18 protein-coding genes are annotated in these 20,376 nt (G+C 69.4%); 7 read left to right on the forward strand and 11 right to left on the reverse strand.

The window, feature by feature from the left end:
* Positions 1–42 precede the first annotated feature (42 nt).
* Positions 43–4,275: an ATP-dependent RNA helicase HrpA gene (gene hrpA / locus ABZ382_RS31205; RefSeq protein ID WP_357096462.1), complete on the forward strand. Its 4,233-nt coding sequence runs from the start codon at positions 43–45 to the stop codon at positions 4,273–4,275.
* 111 nt (positions 4,276–4,386) lie between these two features.
* On the opposite strand, the gene nrdR is transcribed toward hrpA, so the two are convergent.
* From nrdR to ABZ382_RS31220, 3 genes are all read right to left on the reverse strand, one after another.
* Positions 4,387–4,863: a transcriptional regulator NrdR gene (nrdR, locus tag ABZ382_RS31210; protein WP_357096465.1), complete on the reverse strand. Its 477-nt coding sequence runs from the start codon at positions 4,861–4,863 to the stop codon at positions 4,387–4,389.
* A gap of 105 nt (positions 4,864–4,968) precedes the next feature.
* Positions 4,969–6,192, reverse strand: coding sequence for a hypothetical protein (locus tag ABZ382_RS31215; RefSeq protein ID WP_357096468.1), 1,224 nt, complete (start codon positions 6,190–6,192; stop codon positions 4,969–4,971).
* A gap of 178 nt (positions 6,193–6,370) precedes the next feature.
* Entirely contained in the window at positions 6,371–6,775 is a 405-nt protein-coding gene (locus tag ABZ382_RS31220) for a hypothetical protein (RefSeq protein WP_357096471.1), read from the reverse strand.
* Between the two features lie 318 nt (positions 6,776–7,093).
* Here ABZ382_RS31220 and lexA point away from each other — a divergent pair, with 318 nt between their 5' ends.
* A complete protein-coding gene (gene lexA / locus ABZ382_RS31225; protein WP_357096740.1) occupies positions 7,094–7,786 on the forward strand; it encodes a transcriptional repressor LexA in 693 nt (230 codons plus the stop codon).
* A 68-nt stretch (positions 7,787–7,854) separates the two neighbouring features.
* On the opposite strand, the gene ABZ382_RS31230 is transcribed toward lexA, so the two are convergent.
* The 5 genes from ABZ382_RS31230 to ABZ382_RS31250 all read right to left on the reverse strand — a co-directional run bounded on the left by ABZ382_RS31230 (position 7,855) and on the right by ABZ382_RS31250 (position 12,500).
* Positions 7,855–8,319, reverse strand: coding sequence for a DUF2231 domain-containing protein (locus tag ABZ382_RS31230; protein WP_357096474.1), 465 nt, complete (start codon positions 8,317–8,319; stop codon positions 7,855–7,857).
* Positions 8,320–8,405: 86 nt separating this feature from the next.
* A complete protein-coding gene (locus tag ABZ382_RS31235) occupies positions 8,406–9,053 on the reverse strand; it encodes a hypothetical protein (RefSeq protein WP_357096477.1) in 648 nt (215 codons plus the stop codon).
* A 291-nt stretch (positions 9,054–9,344) separates the two neighbouring features.
* Positions 9,345–11,018, reverse strand: a complete 1,674-nt coding sequence (locus ABZ382_RS31240; RefSeq protein WP_357096480.1) for an alpha/beta hydrolase — start codon at positions 11,016–11,018, stop codon at positions 9,345–9,347.
* A gap of 80 nt (positions 11,019–11,098) precedes the next feature.
* Positions 11,099–11,407 (reverse strand): hypothetical protein, encoded by a 309-nt coding sequence (locus tag ABZ382_RS31245; RefSeq protein ID WP_357096483.1) that lies wholly within the window; start codon positions 11,405–11,407, stop codon positions 11,099–11,101.
* A 112-nt stretch (positions 11,408–11,519) separates the two neighbouring features.
* The gene (locus ABZ382_RS31250) at positions 11,520–12,500 is read right to left on the reverse strand and encodes an acyl-ACP desaturase (protein WP_357096486.1); all 981 of its coding nucleotides are present in this window, start codon (positions 12,498–12,500) and stop codon (positions 11,520–11,522) included.
* A 221-nt stretch (positions 12,501–12,721) separates the two neighbouring features.
* Between ABZ382_RS31250 and ABZ382_RS31255 the strand changes: the two genes are divergently transcribed.
* Positions 12,722–13,759: a YbhN family protein gene (locus tag ABZ382_RS31255; protein ID WP_357096489.1), complete on the forward strand. Its 1,038-nt coding sequence runs from the start codon at positions 12,722–12,724 to the stop codon at positions 13,757–13,759.
* A gap of 17 nt (positions 13,760–13,776) precedes the next feature.
* Here the strand turns inward: ABZ382_RS31255 and ABZ382_RS31260 are convergent, their stop codons facing one another.
* Positions 13,777–14,031 (reverse strand): hypothetical protein, encoded by a 255-nt coding sequence (locus tag ABZ382_RS31260; protein WP_357096492.1) that lies wholly within the window; start codon positions 14,029–14,031, stop codon positions 13,777–13,779.
* Between the two features lie 171 nt (positions 14,032–14,202).
* Here ABZ382_RS31260 and ABZ382_RS31265 point away from each other — a divergent pair, with 171 nt between their 5' ends.
* Together ABZ382_RS31265 and ABZ382_RS31270 are read left to right on the forward strand one after the other, a co-directional pair.
* A complete protein-coding gene (locus tag ABZ382_RS31265) occupies positions 14,203–14,478 on the forward strand; it encodes a YggT family protein (RefSeq protein WP_357096495.1) in 276 nt (91 codons plus the stop codon).
* 44 nt (positions 14,479–14,522) lie between these two features.
* Positions 14,523–15,035 (forward strand): DinB family protein, encoded by a 513-nt coding sequence (locus ABZ382_RS31270; protein WP_357096497.1) that lies wholly within the window; start codon positions 14,523–14,525, stop codon positions 15,033–15,035.
* A gap of 66 nt (positions 15,036–15,101) precedes the next feature.
* On the opposite strand, the gene ABZ382_RS31275 is transcribed toward ABZ382_RS31270, so the two are convergent.
* Positions 15,102–16,076, reverse strand: coding sequence for an oxidoreductase (locus ABZ382_RS31275; RefSeq protein ID WP_357096500.1), 975 nt, complete (start codon positions 16,074–16,076; stop codon positions 15,102–15,104).
* A 249-nt stretch (positions 16,077–16,325) separates the two neighbouring features.
* On the opposite strand from ABZ382_RS31275, the gene ABZ382_RS31280 reads away from it, so the two are divergent.
* Positions 16,326–17,585 (forward strand): KasA/KasB family beta-ketoacyl-ACP synthase, encoded by a 1,260-nt coding sequence (locus ABZ382_RS31280; protein ID WP_357096504.1) that lies wholly within the window; start codon positions 16,326–16,328, stop codon positions 17,583–17,585.
* Positions 17,586–18,005: 420 nt separating this feature from the next.
* On the opposite strand, the gene ABZ382_RS31285 is transcribed toward ABZ382_RS31280, so the two are convergent.
* A complete protein-coding gene (locus ABZ382_RS31285) occupies positions 18,006–18,782 on the reverse strand; it encodes a GntR family transcriptional regulator (RefSeq protein ID WP_357096506.1) in 777 nt (258 codons plus the stop codon).
* A gap of 142 nt (positions 18,783–18,924) precedes the next feature.
* Here ABZ382_RS31285 and ABZ382_RS31290 point away from each other — a divergent pair, with 142 nt between their 5' ends.
* Complete coding sequence (locus tag ABZ382_RS31290; protein WP_357096509.1) at positions 18,925–20,373, forward strand: AarF/ABC1/UbiB kinase family protein; 1,449 nt, start codon at positions 18,925–18,927, stop codon at positions 20,371–20,373.
* Positions 20,374–20,376 lie beyond the last annotated feature (3 nt).

Raw genomic sequence — 20,376 nt, forward strand, 5'->3', positions numbered from 1 at the left:
GCGACCGGTCCGGACCAACTCTTCGCTATCGTTGACAGTGCAATGACCAGGACCGCCGCCACCTCTCGCGAGCTTCGTTCCCGCCTGGCCGATCTCTCGATCCGCGACGAACATCGCTTGCGTCGCAGGCTCGACAAGGCCCGCGGTGGCGATCTCACCTCCCTCGAAGCCGAAATCGACGCCGCCCAGCGCCGGGTGGAATCCCGCCGGGCCGCCGTCCCGGCCATCGCCTACCCCGAACAGCTACCGGTCTCCGCGCGCCGCGACGACATCGCCGCGGCCATCGCCGCGCACCAGGTCGTGATCGTGGCGGGTGAGACCGGGTCCGGCAAGACCACGCAGCTGCCCAAGATCTGCCTGGAACTCGGGCGCGGGATTCGCGGCACCATCGGCCACACCCAGCCGCGGCGGCTGGCCGCGCGCACGGTCGCCGAGCGCATCGCCGAGGAACTGAACACCGAGCTCGGCGATGTGGTCGGCTACACGGTCCGGTTCACCGATCAGGCGTCGGATCGCACGCTGGTGAAGCTGATGACCGACGGCATCCTGCTCGCCGAGATCCAGCGCGACCGGCTGCTGCGCCGCTACGACACGATCATCATCGACGAGGCGCACGAGCGCAGCCTCAATATCGACTTCCTGCTCGGGTATCTCAAGCAGTTGCTGCCGCAGCGGCCGGATCTGAAGATCGTCATCACCTCGGCGACCATCGACCCCGAATTGTTCGCGCGGCACTTCAGTGACGAGAACGGCACGCCCGCACCGATTGTCGAGGTCTCGGGCCGGTCGTATCCGGTGGAGGTCCGGTATCGGCCGCTGTCGCTGGAGGTTCCGGTCACCTCCGAGGATCCCGACGACGAGGACACCGCGATCGTCGACCGCGACCCCACCGACGCCATCGGCGACGCGGTGCGGGAACTGCAGGCCGAGGGCGACGGCGACATCCTGGTCTTCCTGTCGGGCGAACGCGAGATCCGCGACACCGCCGACTCGTTGCGCGATCTGCGCCTGCCGCGTACCGAGATCCTGCCGCTGTACGCGCGACTCTCGGCGGCCGAGCAGCACAAGGTGTTCGAGGCGCACACCGGGCGGCGCGTGGTGCTGGCCACCAATGTGGCCGAGACCTCGCTGACGGTGCCGGGCATCCGGTACGTGATCGACCCTGGCACGGCGCGTATTTCGCGCTACTCCATGCGCACCAAGGTGCAACGGCTGCCGATCGAGTCGATTTCGCAGGCCTCGGCGCGGCAGCGGTCGGGCCGCTGCGGCCGTGTCGCCGACGGCATCGCCATCCGCCTGTACTCCGAGGACGACTTCGAATCCCGGCCGCAGTTCACCGAACCGGAGATCCTGCGCACCAATCTGGCCGCCGTCATCCTGCAGATGACCGCGCTCGGACTCGGTGACATCGAGGGCTTCCCGTTCGTCGAACCGCCGGACGGCCGCGCCATCCGCGACGGCATCGCCCTGCTCGAGGAGCTCGGCGCACTCGCCCGCGCCGAGGCCGACGCCTCCGCGCGGCGCGAGATCCCGGACGCCGGGCTCGTCCTCACCCCCATCGGCCGCGAGATGGCGCAGATCCCCGTCGATCCGCGCATGGCCCGCATGCTGGTGGAGGCCAACCGCGGCGGCTGTCTGGCCGAGGTCCTCATCATCGTGGCGGCCCTGTCGATCCAGGACGTCCGCGAACGGCCCGTCGAGCACCAGCAGGCCGCCGACACCAAGCACGCCCGCTTCACCATCGAGGGCTCGGACTTCCTGTCCTCCCTGCGACTGTGGGATTACCTGCGCGAACAGCGCAATGCCCTGTCCTCCAACCAGTTCCGCCGCATGTGCCGCGACGAGTTCCTGCACTATCTGCGCATCCGCGAATGGCAGGACCTGCACGGCCAGCTCCGCACCATCACGCGTGGTCTGGGCTGGAACACCGAGGGCTCCGACGCCCAATTCGACCGCACCGCAACCGGATCCGACGCCGGCGGCGAGGCCGCCCGGGGCCGTCGCGGCCGCGGGTCCGGCGGTACCCAGCGCGCCGATGGCGGGCGCGCGGGCGGCAGGTCCGTGGGCGATTCGTCTGCCGCCGGCGATACGGCTCGTGGCGCGCGGTCCGGGCGCGGCGGCTCGGGCAGCGGCGCTTCCGGTTCCGGCGGGCGCGGCCTGGCGCAATCGCTGGCGGCCAAGGCCGGACTGGCGGATGACTCGCTGCCGTGGGATGTGACGTCGATTCATCAGGCGCTGCTGGCGGGCATGCTGTCGCATATCGGGGTGCGGGAGGCGGAGAGCCGGGAGTTCCTCGGGGCCCGCAATGCCAAGTTCATGATCTTCCCCGGGTCGTCGCTGGCGAAGAAGCCACCGCGGTGGGTGATGGCGGCCGAGCTGGTGGAGACCTCCCGGCTGTGGGGTCGGACGGCGGCGCGGATCGAACCGGAGTGGGCCGAGCGGCTGGCCGGGGATCTGGTGAAACGCACCTATTCGGAACCGCATTGGTCGGCCAAGCGGGGCGCGGCGGCCGCCTACGAGCGGGTCACGCTGTACGGGATTCCGCTGGTGACCCAGCGCCGGGTGGATTTCGGCCGCATCGACCCGGAGCTGTCGCGCGAACTGTTCATCCGGCACGCGCTGGTGCAGGGCGAGTGGCAGACAAAGCACGACTTCTTCGCGCGCAATCGCGAATTGCTCGAGGATGTCGCCGATCTGGAGCATCGGGCGCGGCGTCGCGACATCCTGGTCGACGACGAGGTGCTGTTCGAGTTCTACGACAAGCGCATCCCCTCGGACATCGTCTCGGTGCGGCATTTCGACAGCTGGTGGCGCAAGACCCAGCGCACCGACCCGAACCTGCTCGACTTCACCGCCTCCACGGTGGTGAACGAGGAGGCGGCCCTGCTGGATCCGACCGCCTATCCCGACAGCTGGCGGCAGGGCGAGCTGACCTTCCCGGTCACCTATCAGTTCGAGCCGGGCCAGGCCGACGACGGTGTCACCGTGCACATTCCGATCGCCCAGCTGGCGCACGTGCGCTCGGTCGGCTTCGACTGGCTGGTGCCGGGTATGCGGGAGGAGCTGGCCGCGGCGTTCATCAAGACGCTGCCCAAGCAGTTGCGCCGCACCGTGGTTCCGGCCCCGGACTTCGCCAAGGCCGCGCTGGACCGCCTCACCCCGCGCGCCGAGCCGCTGCGCACCGGCCTGGCGCGGGAGCTGTCCCAGCTCGGCTCGGTGACCATCGCCGCCGCCATGCTGGACCCGGCGGGCCTGCCCGACCATCTGCGCATGACCTTCGCCGCCGTCGACCCGTCGGGCACGATCGTGGCCCGCAGCAAGAGCCTGGCCGAGCTGAAAACCCGCCTGGCCGAACAGGTCTCGAAGTCGGTGGCGCGCGCCAACAATGCTGCCGAGCGGGCCCCGGCCGCCGTGTGGACCTCCGAATCCCTCGGCACCCTGCCGTCCGCGGTCAAGCGTCAGGTCGGCGGGCAGACCATCACCGGCTATCCGGCCCTGGTCGCCGAGTCCGAGGGTGTGGCCGTGCGGGTGCTCAGCTCCCCCGCCGAGCAGGCCACCGCCATGCGCACCGGCACCCGCGCCCTGTTGCTGGGCGCGATCACCACCAGCACCCGCGCCGTCACCGCGGGCCTGCCGCCCACGGATCGGCTTGCGCTGAGCCAGAATCCGTACGGCACCCTCGACGCCCTGGTGGAGGACTGCCGCGCCTGCGCGGCCGACGAACTGATCGCCGCCCATGGCGGGCCGGTGCGCAGCCCCGAGCAGTTCCAGGCCCTGGTGGAGCAGGTCCGTCCGCGGTTCACCACGGCGGTGGCGAATATCGTCCGCTCGGTGGTTCCGGTGCTGGCCGAGGCGCATCGGGTGCGCGCCGCCCTCACCGACTCGCGTGACCGCGACGCCACCGACGATGTGACCCACCAGCTCGACGATCTGATCTTCCCCGGCTTCATCTCCGAGTGGGGCAGCGCCCGATTGCGGGAACTGCCACGGTATCTGGAGGCCGCCCGGCTGCGGCTGGAGGCGCTGCCCGCCGCCGCCAACCGGGACCGCGCGGGCATGATCGAACTCGATCGCGTGCACGCCGCCTACGACCGGCTGGTCGCGAACCTCCCGGAGAGCCGTCGCGGCGGCCGCGACATCGTCGAGATCTGGTGGATGATCGAGGAACTCCGGGTCAGCCTGTTCGCCCAGCAGCTGGGCACCCCGTACCCGGTCTCGGCGAAGCGGATCGAGAAGGCGATAGACGCCGCACGCCGCCCACCGCAGAAACGCTGACGACCGCGGCTCGGAATCTCCGTCGGAGACAGATCGGTCCGGCTCCGAATGCTCGGAGCCGGACCGTGAATCGATGGGACACGGGGCGCGGTGCCCCGCCGGGACGATCGGCTATTCCGCGGCCGCCCCGACCGCGTGCTCGTCGCGGTGCTTGCGGAGATCGGCGATCTCGCGCTCGAAATCCTCGGCGGAGCTGAAGGATCGGTACACCGACGCGAAGCGCAGATAGGCGACCTCGTCCAGGTCGCGCAGCGGTCCGAGGATGGCCAGGCCGACCTCGTGGCTGGGCACCTCGGGGGAACCCTTGGCCCGCACGGCATCCTCCACCTGCTGGGCGAGCAGGTTCAGGGCGTCGGAGTCGACCTCGCGGCCCTGACAGGCGCGGCTGACGCCGCGGATCACTTTCTCGCGGCTGAACGGCTCGGTGACACCGCTGCGCTTGACCACCGACAGGATGGCGGTTTCGACGGTGGTGAACCTGCGCCCACATTCCGGACAGGCACGTCGCCTCCTGATGGCGGTGCCTTCCTCGGCCTCACGCGAGTCGACCACCCTCGAATCGGGATGGCGGCAGTACGGGCAATGCATCCGGGATCCTTCGTCGATGCCTGGGTTCCACAGCAACCTCGAGCAATCTCGAGGATACCGTGACGGACGCGGTCGGCGGCGTCCGCCCGGGTCGGCGTCTCCGAATCAGGCCGTCAACCGCCATTGCGAGGTCATGTCGGCCAGCAGGTCCGGCAGCCGCTGGACGAGCCGTCCCTGGACCAGTTTGGCGGAGAACGGTTCGGCCAGAACCGGTCTCGCGACGGACGGGTTCGCGCACAGCTCCAGGTAGCGGGGCAGCAGGTCGTTGGTGATGTAGTTCCACCGCGTGTCGCGGTCGGCCCAGTTGAAGTCGGGCAGCGGGGCTCGCAGCGACATGGTTCCCGACGTCAGGGTGGTGGGCGCGAACACGCCGGGCGCCCGCACGCCGGGGACGGCGGCCTTTCCGGCGATGGTGCTGACGTAGGTCAGCACCCGGCCCATGGCCCCGCGCCCGTGCGAGGTGACATCCCACTGGTCGGCGATGATCTGGTTCTGTTCCCGGTCGGTCATGCGCAGCGCGGCGTCGGCGAGCCCTTCCTGGGTGCCACCGGCCAGTTCCCGCCAGGCCGTGATGGCGTTCTCGTCGAGCACCCCGGCCTGGTACATCTCCTCGACCCCGGCCGCGCCCGCGGCGGCGTACGCCTCGTGCATGGGCACCTGGTCGATGAAGATGTGCTTCTGCATGATCATCAGCCGGGTCTGATACCAGGCCAGGTCGTCGGCGGTGAGCCGCTCCCCCTCGGTGCCCAGCGTGCGGATGTCGGCGGGCAGGATGTCGAGCAGCGGCGTGGGCGTGCCGCGCAACAGGTCGGCGACCGCGTCGCCGAGCTGATGGATGCCCGGCACACTGACGATCGCGGACACGTCGCCCATGTCGAAGAAGCCCGAGGCGAAGGAGCCGCCGGCCAATCCGGCCAGTCCGGTCCACCAGTACTCCGGGTGAGAGTTGTTCAGCCGCAGGTAGTTCACGTACACCTGGGTGAAGGTGACGGTATTGGCCGCGACGCCGCGCCCGGGATCCCACCCGGCCAGATCGATCTCGGCATTGCGGGTGGCGACCACCAGCCAGTACTGGTGCAGCAGCGTGGCGTAGTGCCGCGGCGGCACCCCCGCCGCCCGCGCGGCGTCGAGCGCGCCGCGCAGGGTGTCGGGGTCCAGGGGCAGGGCGGGATTCAAGCCGCCGCCCGCCGCGCCGTCCCCGTTCACCGATGGCAGGTCCAGATATTCGGCGTACACGGTTTCGGCATGCACCGCCGGGGCGGTCACCAACCCGATCATCAGGCAGGTGAGCACTCCGGCCACCCGGACCAACCCTCGAACTCTCGGCATTACGCCCCCTGTCGCTCGCGCGCCGCCGTGCGGTCGCGCGGATGTAGCCTCTGTCACATTCAGGGGGACGGTAGCAACGCGTTTCAGTTTTCAATCTGCAATTTCGGCCACGTCATGGCCGGGGATCCCTATCCCGGAAACCGGCTACGACCGGGCAACCAGCCGAGCATCACCACTGCTATCGCACCGGGGGCTGCACCAGCTGCACCGTGGGCGGCGTGGTCTGCGAATCGAAGTCACCGGAGCGTAATTGCGCGAGACCGATCAGTCCGGCCACGGCGAGAGCGCTCACCAGCGCCGTGATCGCCAGTGCGGCGAGGCCGGTCTGGGCGCGCTGCATCCGGTCCAGCGGATGCATTCCGCGGGCGCGTCCCGCGGCGTGTCGCACGACGACATGATCGGTTCGAACACCCGCGCGAGACATCGGCCGCAGGCGTGCCCGGCAGGGCCGGCGGTGCAGGACCGGGTGCGCCGAAGCCCCGGACGGGGTGGCCGGGGACCGATCGGAACGCAGCTCCCAGGGGAGGCTGTCGAATCCCAAATCGCTTTCCAGAGTGTCGATCTCGCTGACCATGGCGCGCATCGAAGTAACCTCCAAGGTAGGGCGGGCCGCAGAGTGCTGGACAACTGACTCGATCATGTGTTCGATGAACTGATGTTCGAATTTCTACCACGGCGGCCCGGCAATGTCACTGATTTCCGCGACATGCGTCGAACAGATGTTTGATCACACGCGTCACACGGTCTACAGTCGAGTCACGAGTTGCCCGGACGTACGACACGGCGCGTGCGGGAACGAATTCCGGTGAGCGACAGCAGTGAACGGAGGACGGCGGCGGTGAGCGAACACGGCGGCGTGGACGGTGAGAACGGACCTCTTGGTCCCGAAGGTAACGGCCCCCTGTCCGAATCGTCCGGCGTCGGCGCCGATCTGACCGTGCGTCAGCGCCGAGTCCTGGAGGTCATCCGCACCTCGGTGCACGACCGCGGCTACCCGCCCAGCATCCGCGAGATCGGCGATGCCGTCGGTCTCACCTCCACCTCCTCGGTGGCGCACCAACTCCGGGCGCTCGAGCGCAAGGGCTACCTGCGCCGCGACCCGAATCGTCCACGCGCCGTGGATGTCCGGGGCCTGGACGAGACGGCGATGCGCGCCACCGGCGGCGTGTCGCAGCTCCGCGCGGTCAATGCGGAGGCGGAGTCCTCGGACGACCACCCGATCCCGACCTACGTCCCGGTGCTGGGCCGGATCGCGGCCGGTGGCCCGATCCTGGCCGAGCAGGCGGTGGAGGACGTCTTCCCGCTGCCGCGCGAACTGGTCGGCGAGGGTTCGCTGTTCCTGTTGAAGGTCGTCGGTCAGTCCATGATCGACGCGGCCATCTGCGACGGCGACTGGGTGGTCGTGCGCCAGCAGAACGTCGCCGACAACGGTGACATCGTGGCGGCCATGATCGACGGCGAGGCCACCGTGAAGACCTTCAAGCGCACCGGTTCCCAGGTGTGGCTGATGCCGCACAACCCCCTGTTCGAGCCGATCCCGGGCAATGACGCCCAGGTGCTCGGCAAGGTCGTCACGGTCATCCGCAAGATCTGACCGTGCCGCACTGTCGTGACTCGGTGGCCGCCCCGCAGACCGGCCGCCGGGTCACGACAGTCGTTTTCTCAGTGATTCACCACGCCGTTCCACACCGCGTGCGCGCCCGAATCCCCGGCCCGGAAGGTCTGCCAGGTGGCGGCCCCGCCGGCGGCCAGCGCGAGTACCGCGATCACCGCCACCAGCGCCCGGCCCACCGGCCGTTCCCGCCGGGACCGCAGCTGCGCGAAGGCGAGCAGCGCCGCCGGAACCAGTAGTGGCGCAACGAAATACGGCATCTGCTTCCCCAGCCGCGCGTGTTCGTCGAGCAGCGGCGGCATTCCCAGCTGACGCTGGAACCACTCCCCCGCGTCGACGGTGATCGGGGTCAGCACGGTCACCAGCACGGCCAGCACGACCACGAGCCAGATCAGCCGGGCGCGGGCCGCGGGCCATACCGCGCACAGGATCAGCAGGACCGCCGTCAGCGGAACCAGTATGACCACCGCGTGCACCAGCAGGACATGGGCGGGCAACCCATTGATTGTCGACATATATCGGATCTTTCGAACTCGGTGAATGCCCGGCCTAATCGGTACAACGTACGCCGGGCCTGTCCGGTTCGATCGCGAGCCGCGGGTCAGTCGGTTTCGACCGGCTCCACGATGCGGGTGAGCAGCTGGGTGGGCGCTTCGTCGGCCGGGGCCGCCGATTCCACGGCGACCGATTCGGCGGCTCGCGGCGCGGCGGCTTCCGGCTCCGGGGCGGGTGCGACGGCCGGTTCGGGAGCCGCGATCACCTCGGTGACCTGCGGGATCGATAGATCCGGCAGCGCGGCGGCGGCCACGTCGGACGTGCCCGCGAGAGCGGCGGCGGGGGTCAGATCGTGGACGGCCACCACGGCGGGGGCGTGAACGATCCGGCGGGTCGGCACTTCCTCGGCCGGGGCGGCGTCGGCGACGCCGGGCAGACCCGCGCCCGCCATGAAGCCGAGCACCTCGTACTGGGTGCCGAGGGTCATGACGGCCGAGCTCTTGTCGTGCGCGATGTACCCCTGATTGGTACCCAGGACCCGGCGCAGGGATTCGAGCCAGCGGTGGTCGAGCACGCGGCAGTCGGCCCACGGGAAGTACTCGAGTCCGGTGCGGAGGTAGAAGCGGTCACCGATCCGGGCGCCGCGCAACAGCTCCAGCAGCCAGGCGTCGATGAGATTGGGCTGGGCATTGCGGTAGATGCGCGAGCGCGGCGGGATCGAGCCGTTCGCGAATTCGCCGAAGTAGTTCAGCAACTCGCCCGGAAACTCATCTGGTTTCCCAAATCCGACAACATCCAAACCAAGAAGTTGCTCAGGAAGTTGGGCGGCGATCCTGCGCTCGTCATGCAGTTTGAACTTCCTATTGATGTTCTCAGTGCGCATTTGTCTCCGACTTCCCACTCCAACTTCACGAAACCCTAGCATGAACCCAACCGTTTCAAACTAGTTTGGTCGGCCGCCCAGAGTAGTGGTACGGCATGGTCCGCAACGAATCCGCTACCCGCAGTTGCGGCTATCTCGGCGCAACGAACAGGCCACTCGGCCTCATTGGCGATAGCGGCCCGCAATGACGTCACCCTGGGCGAGAAGACCCGGATTGCCCGGCTCCCAGTAGTTTCCGTGCGACAGCACATCGAATGGCAAGGCCCGCAACACGGGCAGGTCGAGGGTTGGCCCCGACGAAGTGAAAACCGTTGCGCGGAATTCGCGATCGACCGGGTTAACACCGTGTACTAATTGACCGAAGACGGGAACCGGGTCAGCGGGGTCGGCGGTGGCATAGACATGCGCGCTGTTGTGGCCCGCTGGAATACCCATCAAACGCAATTCTGAAACATTGTCCACTTCTATCCCAGGACTTCCCACCAGTACCACGTCATCGGCCGCCAGCGTGTTGGCTCCACTGGCGGCCGCCCCGATCACGGTGCTCCCATAGCTGTGGCCGAGAACGGTCTGATGGGACGCGAGGCCCAGATGGCTTGCCCGCAGTCCGGATTCGAACCGATCCAGTGCGAGCGCGCCCGCGTCGGCCCGCCGATCCCCCAGCGCCCCGGCCAGATCCGGCGGTGCGTCGTAGCCGTACCACGCGATGACCGACGTCCGGGCCGACGGATCGGACCGTTCGGCGGCGCCGAGCAGCGCTCGGACCCGTCGCACCCCGACCCCGATGGCGGTGAGCGGTGAGCCGGTGCCCGGCACAAAGGTCGCCACATGCGCGGCGGTGTCCGGATTGTTCAGCGCGATCGCGCCGTGCCCGGCGGTGTCGACAGCGAGCAGGAGGCGCCCGCCCGGTGCCGGACCGAGCTGCTCCTCCAGCGCCTCGTATCCCGCGACCCTGGTGAGCGCCTCGGCCCGCGCCGCCTCCCAGGCCCGCAGCCGCCTCCAGTCCCCGCTGGTGGTGGGCAGATTCCGACCGCGGTACCAGTCGGGGTGCCGGTCGACCAGCCGCCGGTCCTCCGCCACCGCCGCCGCGCGCAGCTTCCGCACGACGAGCCGGTTGTAGTGGTCACGGGCGAGCGCGGGCAGGCCGTCCCGATTCCCGATCAGCGGATCGGCCGCGAACAGCTCGTCGCGATCGGCGGGGCCGAGCGACTTCCACAGCGCACCCAGCGCTTTCGGATCCTCCGGCAGTAACGCCGTTCCCTGCAGGAACCCGCTGATCCGGGTGCTCGGCCCACCGCCGCTCGGATCAGACCGCAATTCCGTCAGCGCCACTGCGACCGTGGCGAGCCGGGCGCCGACCCGCTCGTCGATCTCCCCGGCGGTGTCGAGCAGCGGCACCAGCCTCGCTTGCAAGGCCAGCGCCTTCGCGTCGAACCCGGCCTGGAAGATGAAGTCCAGCGCCAGGTCTCCGATCTGGGAGTGTGGTCCGGTGACCGTGCCGTCCTCGGCGATCCGGCATCCGGTCTCGTGCGCCTCGTCGCGGATGTGGCCGACCAGCGCACACACTCGATCCAGTGCGCCCGCCTCGGCCAACGCGTCCGCGACCTCGATGAGGGCCGCGCCGATATGGTTCGCCGCCAGCTGGGATGCCACGGCCCGCACCGCCGCGGCGGTCGCCGCCGCGCCCCGCCACCCGGCCATGGCCGTGTCGACCGCCCGGGCGGCCCGTGCCTGCGCCGCCGAGAAGGCCGAATCGGCCTCCACCACAGCGGTACTCGCGCGGTCGGCGGCAGCGGGATCCCACCCGCACGCCTGGGACAGGCTCGCTCGCGCCACCGTCCCTCCCGCCCGTGACCGGATCGCCTACCGAACCTGCTTCATGGCAATAGGTGCTGGTCGGGGCTGGACGCCGACGGTCAGGAGGTGGCGTGCAGGTATCCGTCCAGCTCGGCCGATAGCGCCAGCTGCGTGGCCTCGTAGGTGGTGGCTCCCTGATCGGCCGCGTCGGCGAAGGATCGGAGCCGATCCGCCGTGTGCCCGAGCGCGGCGAGCAGCGGCTCGCCGACGGTGACCGCGGCCGCGCCGATGGCCGAATTGGGCATGGCCTGCCCGACTTTCGCGATCAGATCCACCGGATCGATATTCGTGACGGCGTCGGCCTCACCCCTGAGGCCCGCCGCCATGATGCGCAGCGCCGTGATGTCGGCGCGCAGCATGTCCGCCATGTTTCCCCCTGTCGTCGTGCACCACACCCTAGCGGCGGCCGGCCGGGTGGGCTCGGTGAGAACAGCGCGCTGTGGACAGCGCGGTGGCTGTTCACATTTCGGCGCCGGGCGCTCACTCCCCGCGGCGGGCGGCCTCGCGCGCCAGGGCGCGGTCGCGCTGCTCCTCGAAGCGCAGGACGTCGTTGCCGAGCCGCTCCAGGTAGGCGGCCAGGTCGTCGCGGATCCGCTCGCCGCGGCCGGAGTAGTCGGTGCGATCGAAGATGTTCCAGTGGCGCAGCACCGGCATGACCACCTCGTCGAGGTGCTGGCGCAGGTCGTAGATCCCGTATTTGGCGATGAGGACGCTGTTGCGCCGGAACTCGGGCATGCCCGCGCCGGGCATCCGGAAGTTCTCGACGACCGCGGCGACGGCCGCCAGCGCGTCGTCGGGAACCAGGTCCAGGGCCGCCGCGCAGATATTGCGGTAGAAGACCATGTGCAGGTTCTCGTCGGCCGCGATGCGCGTGAGCATGCGGTCGGCGCGGGGTTCGTGGCAGGCCTTGCCCGTATTGCGGTGCGAGACGCGGGTGGCCAGCTCCTGGAACGTCACGTACGCGACGCCGTGCAGGATGGTGTTGTCGCCGGTGCCGGTGGGGTCGTCGATGCCCTGGGAGAGGCAGATCATGCGGGCGCGTTCCAGTGCGACCGGATCGACGGCGCGCGTCACGATCAGATAGTCGCGGATGGTGATGCCGTGGCGATTCTCTTCGGCGGTCCAGCGGTCGACCCAGGCGCCCCACGCGCGGTCACGGGAGAAGGCGTGGGAGATCAGCCGATGATAGGAGGGCAGATTGTCCTCGGTGAGCAGGTTGGTGACCATGGCGGCGCGCGCGACCGGACTGAGCCGAGATTGATCTTGTTCCCAATCGATTCCGCCCATGGCGGCGAAATTGCGGCCCTCGTCCCACGGCACGTAATCGTGCGGATGCCATTCCTTGGCCAGCCCCAGATGCCGGTTCAGATTCGCTTCCGCCACGGGTTCGAGTTCCACCAGCAACTCCACCGGAGTCATCGAGCCGGTCCCGGGGGTCTCGGTGATCATGGATTTCGTCATGTCGTGTCCCTGTATTACGACTTGTCTCCCCATCCGTTCGTGAGCCTACTCGGGTATACGGCGTATCACCGGGGCCCGTTCACAAGACGACCGTTCCGTTGCCGATGGCGCACAGGACTATTCAGACAAGCCTGGTCACAGCCCTCCGATCGCGTTAATGTTGACCCCCGCGTATGCGATTCACCGGGGAAATTACGTCTGCGATACCTGAGGAGGGGCGGATGGCGGCCGTTCCCGCAGTGGCGAGGAAGGCCCTGCCCACCGTCGTGTGCACCCTGCTGGTGGCGGCCGCGGCCGTCTGGCAGCGGGACGCGGTCCTGACCGGAGTGCACGCCCTCGCCGCAGCGGACCCGCGCTGGCTGCTGGTCGCCGCGCTCGCCACCCTCGCCCTGTGGCCCACCTCGGTTTTCATGTTGCGCGGCTCCATCCCGGCGCGGCCGACCACCGGGCAGTTGTTCGCCCTGCAGCTCGCGGTGCCCGCCATCGGGCTGGTGCCCGCCGCCTCTCTGTTGCTGCGCCTGCGATTCCTGCGCCGGACCGGGCTCAGCCATACCGGGGCGATGGCGTCCATGGGGTTGATGGGGTTCGCCGCGCTCATGGTCCGGGTGCCCCTGGTGGTCGTCGCCCTGCTGGCCGCGCCGAGTCTGATGAGTCGCCATGGCGCACAGCCCCCTTGGCACGACCTCGGTGCGCGAATGTCGGGTACGTGGCATCACCTGGTGGGCGAGAGTCCTTGGCGCACAGCGCTGATCGCGATCGCCACGCTGATCGCGGCCGGTGTGGCGGCGGCCGTGGCGGGTCTGGTCCTGCATCGCCGAGTGGCCGCGCAGGGCGGTTGGCGGCGAGTGCCCGCACGACTGCGGCACGCCCGTTCGGACGCCGAGTTCGCGTGGAAGTCGGTGGCCACCACCGCTTTCCGGCCACGGCGGGCGGCGGCGCTGTGGATCTGCGCGCTGGTGCAGCCGCTGCTCATGGTAGTGGCGTTGTGGGCGGTGTTGCACGCGGTCGGGGCGAATCTCAGCCTGCCGGACACCTTCGTGGTGGAACTGGTGACCGTGGCGCTGGCGCCGCTGCTACCGTCCCCGAACGGCGTGGCCACCAAGGAGATCACCATCGCGGCGGGCCTCACCGCGGTCGCGGGACTGACCGCCGGGGTGGCGGTGGGCGCGGCCCTGGGATTCCGGCTCCTCACCTTCTGGTGCCAGATCCCGCTGGGCCTCGCCTCCTTCGCCTATCTGAACCACCGCCGCGCCATCTGACACGGCGGGGTCCCGGCTCAGTTGCTGGGCTTGCAGTCGATGGTCGCGTACTTGGCGATGCCGCCCCACTTGGTCTGCGCGACGCCCGCAGCCTGATACTTGCCCCGCTTGGCGTCGACGGTGAGGGTGGGCAGGGTCTGGCCGTCCCAGGTCTGGGCGTTGCAGGTCCAGGTCGGCGCGACGGCCTGGGCGGTCGCGGCGTCGACGGCGGTGACGACCGGGGTCAGCGAGAGGACGGCCACCGGCAGGCCGACCAGATACTTCATGCGCACGGGGACTCCTTGTGCGGTCGCGGGTGAGCTGGGCGAACAGCAGCCCAGATTCTCGCACGGCTCCGGCGAGCCCGCCCCGCGAACCGGACGGCCATGGTCGACGATGGGGGCACTTTCGACCGACGTCGGGCGTTGATCGACGTAAGGCCGGCCACGAAGAAGGAGTCCGCCATGTCTTTCCTAGGTTCACTGCTCGGGCTCGCCCTGACGCTGTTCATGCTGCTGCTGATCGCGCGCCTGATCATCGACTGGATCGGCGTTCTCGGCGACACCCCGCCCGCGCTGCGCAAGGCCCGCGATGTCGTGCACCGCCTGACCGAGCCGGTGATCGCCCCGGTCCGCCGGGTCCTCAAGCCGATTCGCCTCGGCGGCGTCCAGATCGACCTGGCCTTCACGGTGGTCTTCATCGCCGTGCTGGTGCTGCGCGCGATCGCCTTCAGCCTGTAGCAAACCCCGGAACATCCTCCGTCCCTCGACGATCGGATCGCACCATGACAAGCGCTGACCTGCTGGTGGACGCCTTCGGCCGGATCAAGGAGAACGTCCACGGCGCCGTCGCCGACCTCACCCAGGCCGAGCTCGGCATGCAGCCCGATGGCGACGCCAACTCCATCGCCTGGCTGATCTGGCACCTCACCCGCGTCCAGGACGACCACATCGCCGACGTCGCCGGCACCGATCAACTCTGGGCCGTCGGCGGCTGGTCCACCCGCTTCGATCTCCCCTTCGACGACACCGCGACCGGCTACGCCCAGAACCCCACCGACGTCGCGGCCCTCGCCGGCGTCCCCGCCGATCTCCTGCTCGCCTACTACGACGCCGTCCACGCCGCCACCATCGCCTACGTCTCCACGCTCACCGACGCCGATCTTCCCCGCATCGTCGACACCCGCTGGGATCCCCCGGTCACCCTCGGCGTCCGCCTCATCAGTGTCATCGACGACGACATCCAGCACGCGGGCCAAGCCGCCTACGTCCGGGGAATGCTCCTGCGCCGCCGGTGAGCGGTCACCGATCCAGTTCTGCGGCAGGACGATTCCGCTGCCTTCGCTGACCGAGGGGCGCGACGATCAGGACCAGGCGTAGGTGACGCCGGTCAACTTCTCGCTCAACTCCCAGAGCCGCCGGGCCTGGAAACGGCTGTAGGCGAGCGGATTCCGCAGTGTCCGGCGCGGATACCCGAACGTCTCGAACGCGGGCCCGCAGTAGGAGTTTCCGGCCAGCCCCGGCGTGGTGGCGGCGTAGAGCTGCGGCAGCGCGCCCTTCGCGTCGGATTGGGCCAGCGAGAACAGCATTCGCTGCTGCACCGCCGCGAGGGCCGCCGCCGCACCCTTTTCCGGTGTGGACGTGTAGAGATTGGTCGCCGACAGACCCGGATGCGCCGCCACCGCGGTCAGATTCACCCCCGCCGCCGCGGCCCGGCGGTGCAGTTCCGCGGTGAACAGCAGATTGGCGAGTTTCGATTGGCTGTACGACAGCCAGCGCACGTATACCCGCCGCCAGTTCGGATCCAGCCAGTTGATCATCCCGCCCCACGCCGCGATGGACGACACGGTCACCACCCGCGGTTCGGGGGCGCGCAGCAGCAGCGGCAGCAAGGATCCGGTCAGCGCGTAGTGGCCCAGGTGATTGGTGCCGAACTGGGCGTCGAACCCGTCGGCGGTGCGCTGATCGCGCGGCAGGGCCATGACTCCCGCATTGTTGACCAGGATGTCGATCGGCGTGCCGCGGACGTCGAGATGGTCGGCGGCGCGGCGGATGGAGGCCAGGTCGGCCAGATCCAGTGGCAGCACTTCGGGTTTCGGTCCGGTGGCGGCGGCCCCGACCTGTTCCAGGGCGGCCGCGGCCTTGATCTCGTTGCGGCAGGCCAGCAGGACGTGCGCGCCCTTGGCGGCCAGGGCTTCGGCGGTGCGCAGGCCGAGTCCGCTGTTGGCGCCGGTGATCACGGCGGTGCGGCCGGTCTGGTCGGGGATGTCGTGGATGGTCCAGCGGCGGGCGATCACGGGCGGGCTGGTCACGGTGGGCCGGTGCGGGGCCTCGGTCATGCGATCGGTCTCCTTGCAGCGAATCTCCGTCTGAGACAATGTACCCGGAGCTGCCGGACCGCGACAGTCGAGCGGGGGACCCGAAATCCCGCTCAAATCCGGTCGGTCGCATTTCGATCGGAGGCCCGCGCAGGTTACTTACCGGTTCTGAGTGTCGGTGCCACACTCCGGCGATTCTCGGGTTAACCTCGCAGGCGCTCGCGAATTCTCTGCAGGACTTGCCAATTGGCCGAAAAGGACACGCGAAAAGTGAATAGCCTCGCAGAATTCTCCACCCGGAATGGCGGATTCCGAAATGTCGTGGTCACCGCCGTGGAGATGACGACCTCGATCGCCCCTGACACCGAGGGCACCTGGCAGGGACTTTTGTCCGGAGCCAGTGGCATCAGCACCCTCGACGACCCGGAAATCACCAGGCTGAACCTGCCGGTAACCATCGGTGGCAAACTCGCGGCTGATCCGACCGGCGAACTCGATCGGGTCAAGAAGCGCCGCATGTGTTACGTGCAGCAAATGTCGTACGTGATGGGAAAACGCCTGTGGAACACGGCGGGCAACCCCGAAGTCGACAAGGACCGCCTGGGTGTGTGCATCGGCACCGGGCTCGGCGGCGCGGACACCATCGTGGACGCCAATGACGCCATGCGCGACCACGGCTACCGCAAGGTCTCGCCGTTCGCGGTGCCGATGTCCATGCCCAATGGCGTCTCCGGCGTGGTCGGGCTGGAGATCGGGGCGCGCGCGAGCCTGGTCACCCCGGTCTCGGCGTGCGCCTCCGGCAACGAGGCGCTGGTGCACGCCTGGCGTTCGATCGTGCTCGGCGAGGCCGACATGGTGGTGGCGGGCGGCGTGGAGGGCTACATCAATCCGGTGGCCATCGCCGGATTCTCTATGGCGCGCGCCCTGAGCACCCGGCTCGACGAACCCGAACGCGCTTCCCGCCCCTTCGATCGGGACCGTGACGGTTTCGTCTTCGGCGAGGCGGCCGCGCTGCTGCTGGTCGAATCCGAGGATCACGCGCGGGCGCGCGGCGCGAAGCCGTTGGCCCGCTTGCTGGGCGCCGGTCTCACCGCCGATGGCTATCACATGGTCGCCCCGGATCCCGAGGGCACGGGCTGCGCGCGGGCCATGCGCCGGGCCATCGAATCCGCGGGCGTGCGGCCCGGGGAAGTGGATCACGTGAACGCGCACGCCACCGGAACCAGCATCGGGGATCTGTCCGAGGCCAAGGGGATCGCCGCCGCGGTGGGGACGCACCCGTCGGTGTACGCGCCCAAGTCGGCGCTGGGGCATTCGGTGGGCGCGGTCGGCGCGCTGGAGGCGATCATCTCGGTGCTCACGCTGCGTGATCAGGTGATTCCGCCGACGCTGAACCTGGAGAATCAGGATCCGGACGTGGAGTTGGATGTGGTGCACACGCAGTCGCGCAAGACCGGGGTCGAGTTCGCGCTGAACAATTCGTTCGGATTCGGCGGGCACAATGCGGCGGTGTTGTTCGGTCGTTACTGACCGGTACAGTCGGGCGCCGCGGGTGCTCGGCGGACCGTAGGTCAGCGGGTCGTGCGTTTCGTATTCGGCCACCCCGGTTTCCCCGGTGTGGCCCGGGAAATGGCAGTGTTTACGCCGGAACCCGGGGGACACCAAACATCTTGGGAGCCGCCGGAATACGATAGCCGCGCACGACCCGTTACCTACGAGGGAGATGAACGCATGGCCGACCAACCGCCCGCCGAACCACCCACCCAGAGCGCCCGGGTGATCCTCGCGGTGCTGGCGCTAGCCATTATCAGCGCACTCGTGGCGGCGGCCATGCTCGCCGGAGGCTGATCGTCTGAGACATCTGCCCGAATTGCCCGAGATCCCGGCCCATTTCGCGCGCCGGGACGCAGCGCGAGTCCGGCGCAGCGTGAGGCCCGCGCAGCGCGACGTCTAAGCCGTCGCGCTGTGCGGACGGGTCCCCGAATCCGGGTCCAGCCCCGCCGATTCGTCGAAGCGGGCCAGCACCTTGTCGTGGTACATCGCGAACAGGTCCTCGAACAGCGCCAATTGCGCCGGTGAGGGCCCGCCCTCGGATTCCCAGACCGCGAGCAGGGCGCGCCACATCAGGACGTGCAGATCGGCGGAGACCGCGAAGTAGGCGTCGACCGCTTCGGGCACCTCGAACAGCATCTCCCCCACCGAGTTCAGCACCGCGCGCTGCATGGTGTGGCCCAGGTCGGTGAGAATCGCGCGCACCAGACCCAGCTCGATGTCGAGCAGGCGGGCGTGGTCGGGCTCCGCGGCGCGGGCCTCGGTTTCGAGCGCGTCGACCCGGGCGGTCAGTTCCGCGGGCGCGATGCCGCGCTCGGCGGCGGTGTAGTCGAGCAGGGCGTCGAGCACGATGGCGCGTTCGGCGGCCACGATATTGCCGAACATCTCCGAGGCGACCTCGGGCGCGGGCAGGCTGAGCCGGAACAGCCGCCGGTACACGTCCACCCCGCCGGCGCGGCGCACGTCGCGCACGCTGAACCCGCGGCCGCGGTGGGCGTCGACGAAGCCGTAGGACTCCAACCGGCCCAGCACCAATTGCGCCGTGGCCCGGTTCATCTCGAATTCCTCGGCGACCTGGCGAACCGACGGCATCAGGTCCCCGGGTGCGTATTCACCGGTCGCGACGCGGCGAGCGAGCTCGTCGGCGACATCGGCCACGACCGTCTGGGCACCCATCCCGTCACCTTTCGACAACTTTCGGATACGTCCCAGACAGTTTAAGCTCTGGTGTGCCAAACTGCACGTGCATGGGCTATTCCGCAGACCCTGACGCTGCCGTGCACTCGATGGCCCTGCCGCGCACACAATGGGGTGAGCAATGTCGATTCGGCGAATCCGGGAACGGACAGCGGGCGACCCCGGCGGCCCGCCGATCCGCGCTGCCGTCCGCAATGCCCGGATCGCCAGTCTCCCGGTCGCATTCGCGGGCCGCCAGGCCGCCGGCGTGGGCAAGCGCGCCCTGGGCCGTTCGGCCGCCGAGGTGGATTCCGAGATCCGGCTGCGCACCGCCCAGCACATCTTCGAGGTGCTGGGCGAATTGAAGGGCTGCGCAACCAAACTCGGCCAGCTGCTCTCGCTCTACGAACTCGCCCTGCCCGCCGAGATCGCCTCGCCCTACCGGACCGCGTTGACCCAGCTGCAGGAATCGGTGCCCACCATGCTGCCCGCCACCGTGCACGAGGCGATGGTCGCGGGCCTGGGCGACCAGTGGCGTTCGCGGTTCGCCGAATTCGACGACCGCCGCGCGGCGGCCGCCTCGATCGGGCAGGTGCATCACGCGGTGTGGAGCGACGGCCGCCCGGTGGCGGTGAAGGTCATGTATCCGGGCGCGCACGCGGCGGTGCTCGCCGATCTCGAACAGCTGCGCCGACTCTCGGTGCTGGCCACGGTGTTCGCGCCGGGCGCGGACGTGCCCGCGGTGACCGAGGCCATCTGTACCTGCGTGGCCGACGAACTCGACTACGTGGCCGAGGCCGAACATCAGCGCCGCTTCGCGCAGGCCTACGCGGGCGACCCGGACTTCGCCGTCCCGGACGTGATCGTCCAGCAGGGCGATGTGATCGTCACCGAATGGCTCACCGGCACACCGGTTTCGCGGATCATCGAGTCGGGTACGGCCGCCGAGCGCAGCCGGGTCGGCATGCTGATCATCCGTTTCCTGCTCTCGGCGTGGACCCGCACCGGCCTGCTGTACTGCGATCCGCACCCGGGCAATTTCCGGATCCTCCCGGACGGGCGGCTGGGCGTGGTGGATTTCGGGGCCTGCACGCCCTGGCCGCCCCCGGGGTTCGAGGAGCTGGTCGGCGAGGTGATGGACGCCGCGTTCAACGGCGGCATCCCGGAACTGGACGCGGCGGTCCGCCGCCACGGCTTCGTCCGACCCGGCCGCGACTACGACGTGGCCGCGCTCGCCGAGGGGCTGGACGCCGTCGGCGAGCCGCTCACCGTGCCCACCTTCCGCCTCACCACCGCCTGGCTGCGCGGCCACGTCCGCTCGGTGCTGGCGCCCCGGCTCTCGAACGTCCACCGCCAACTGGACATGCCGGCCTACTTCACCCCCTTCGCGCGCTGCTTCCTCACCGCGCTGGGCGTGGTGTGCCAACTGGAGACCGAGGGCCCGATCCGCGCCGAATTCGCCCGCTGGTCACCGGAACTGGCCGCGGTGTTCGACCGCTACGACACCCGCCACGCCGAGCCTGCCGACCTGGCGGTGGTGCGTCACCTGCGGCCGGTGCCGAACGTCCGGCGCGCCCGGATCGTCGGCTGAACC

The organism is Nocardia sp. NPDC005825 (assembly GCF_040630175.1).
GTDB lineage: Bacteria > Actinomycetota > Actinomycetes > Mycobacteriales > Mycobacteriaceae > Nocardia.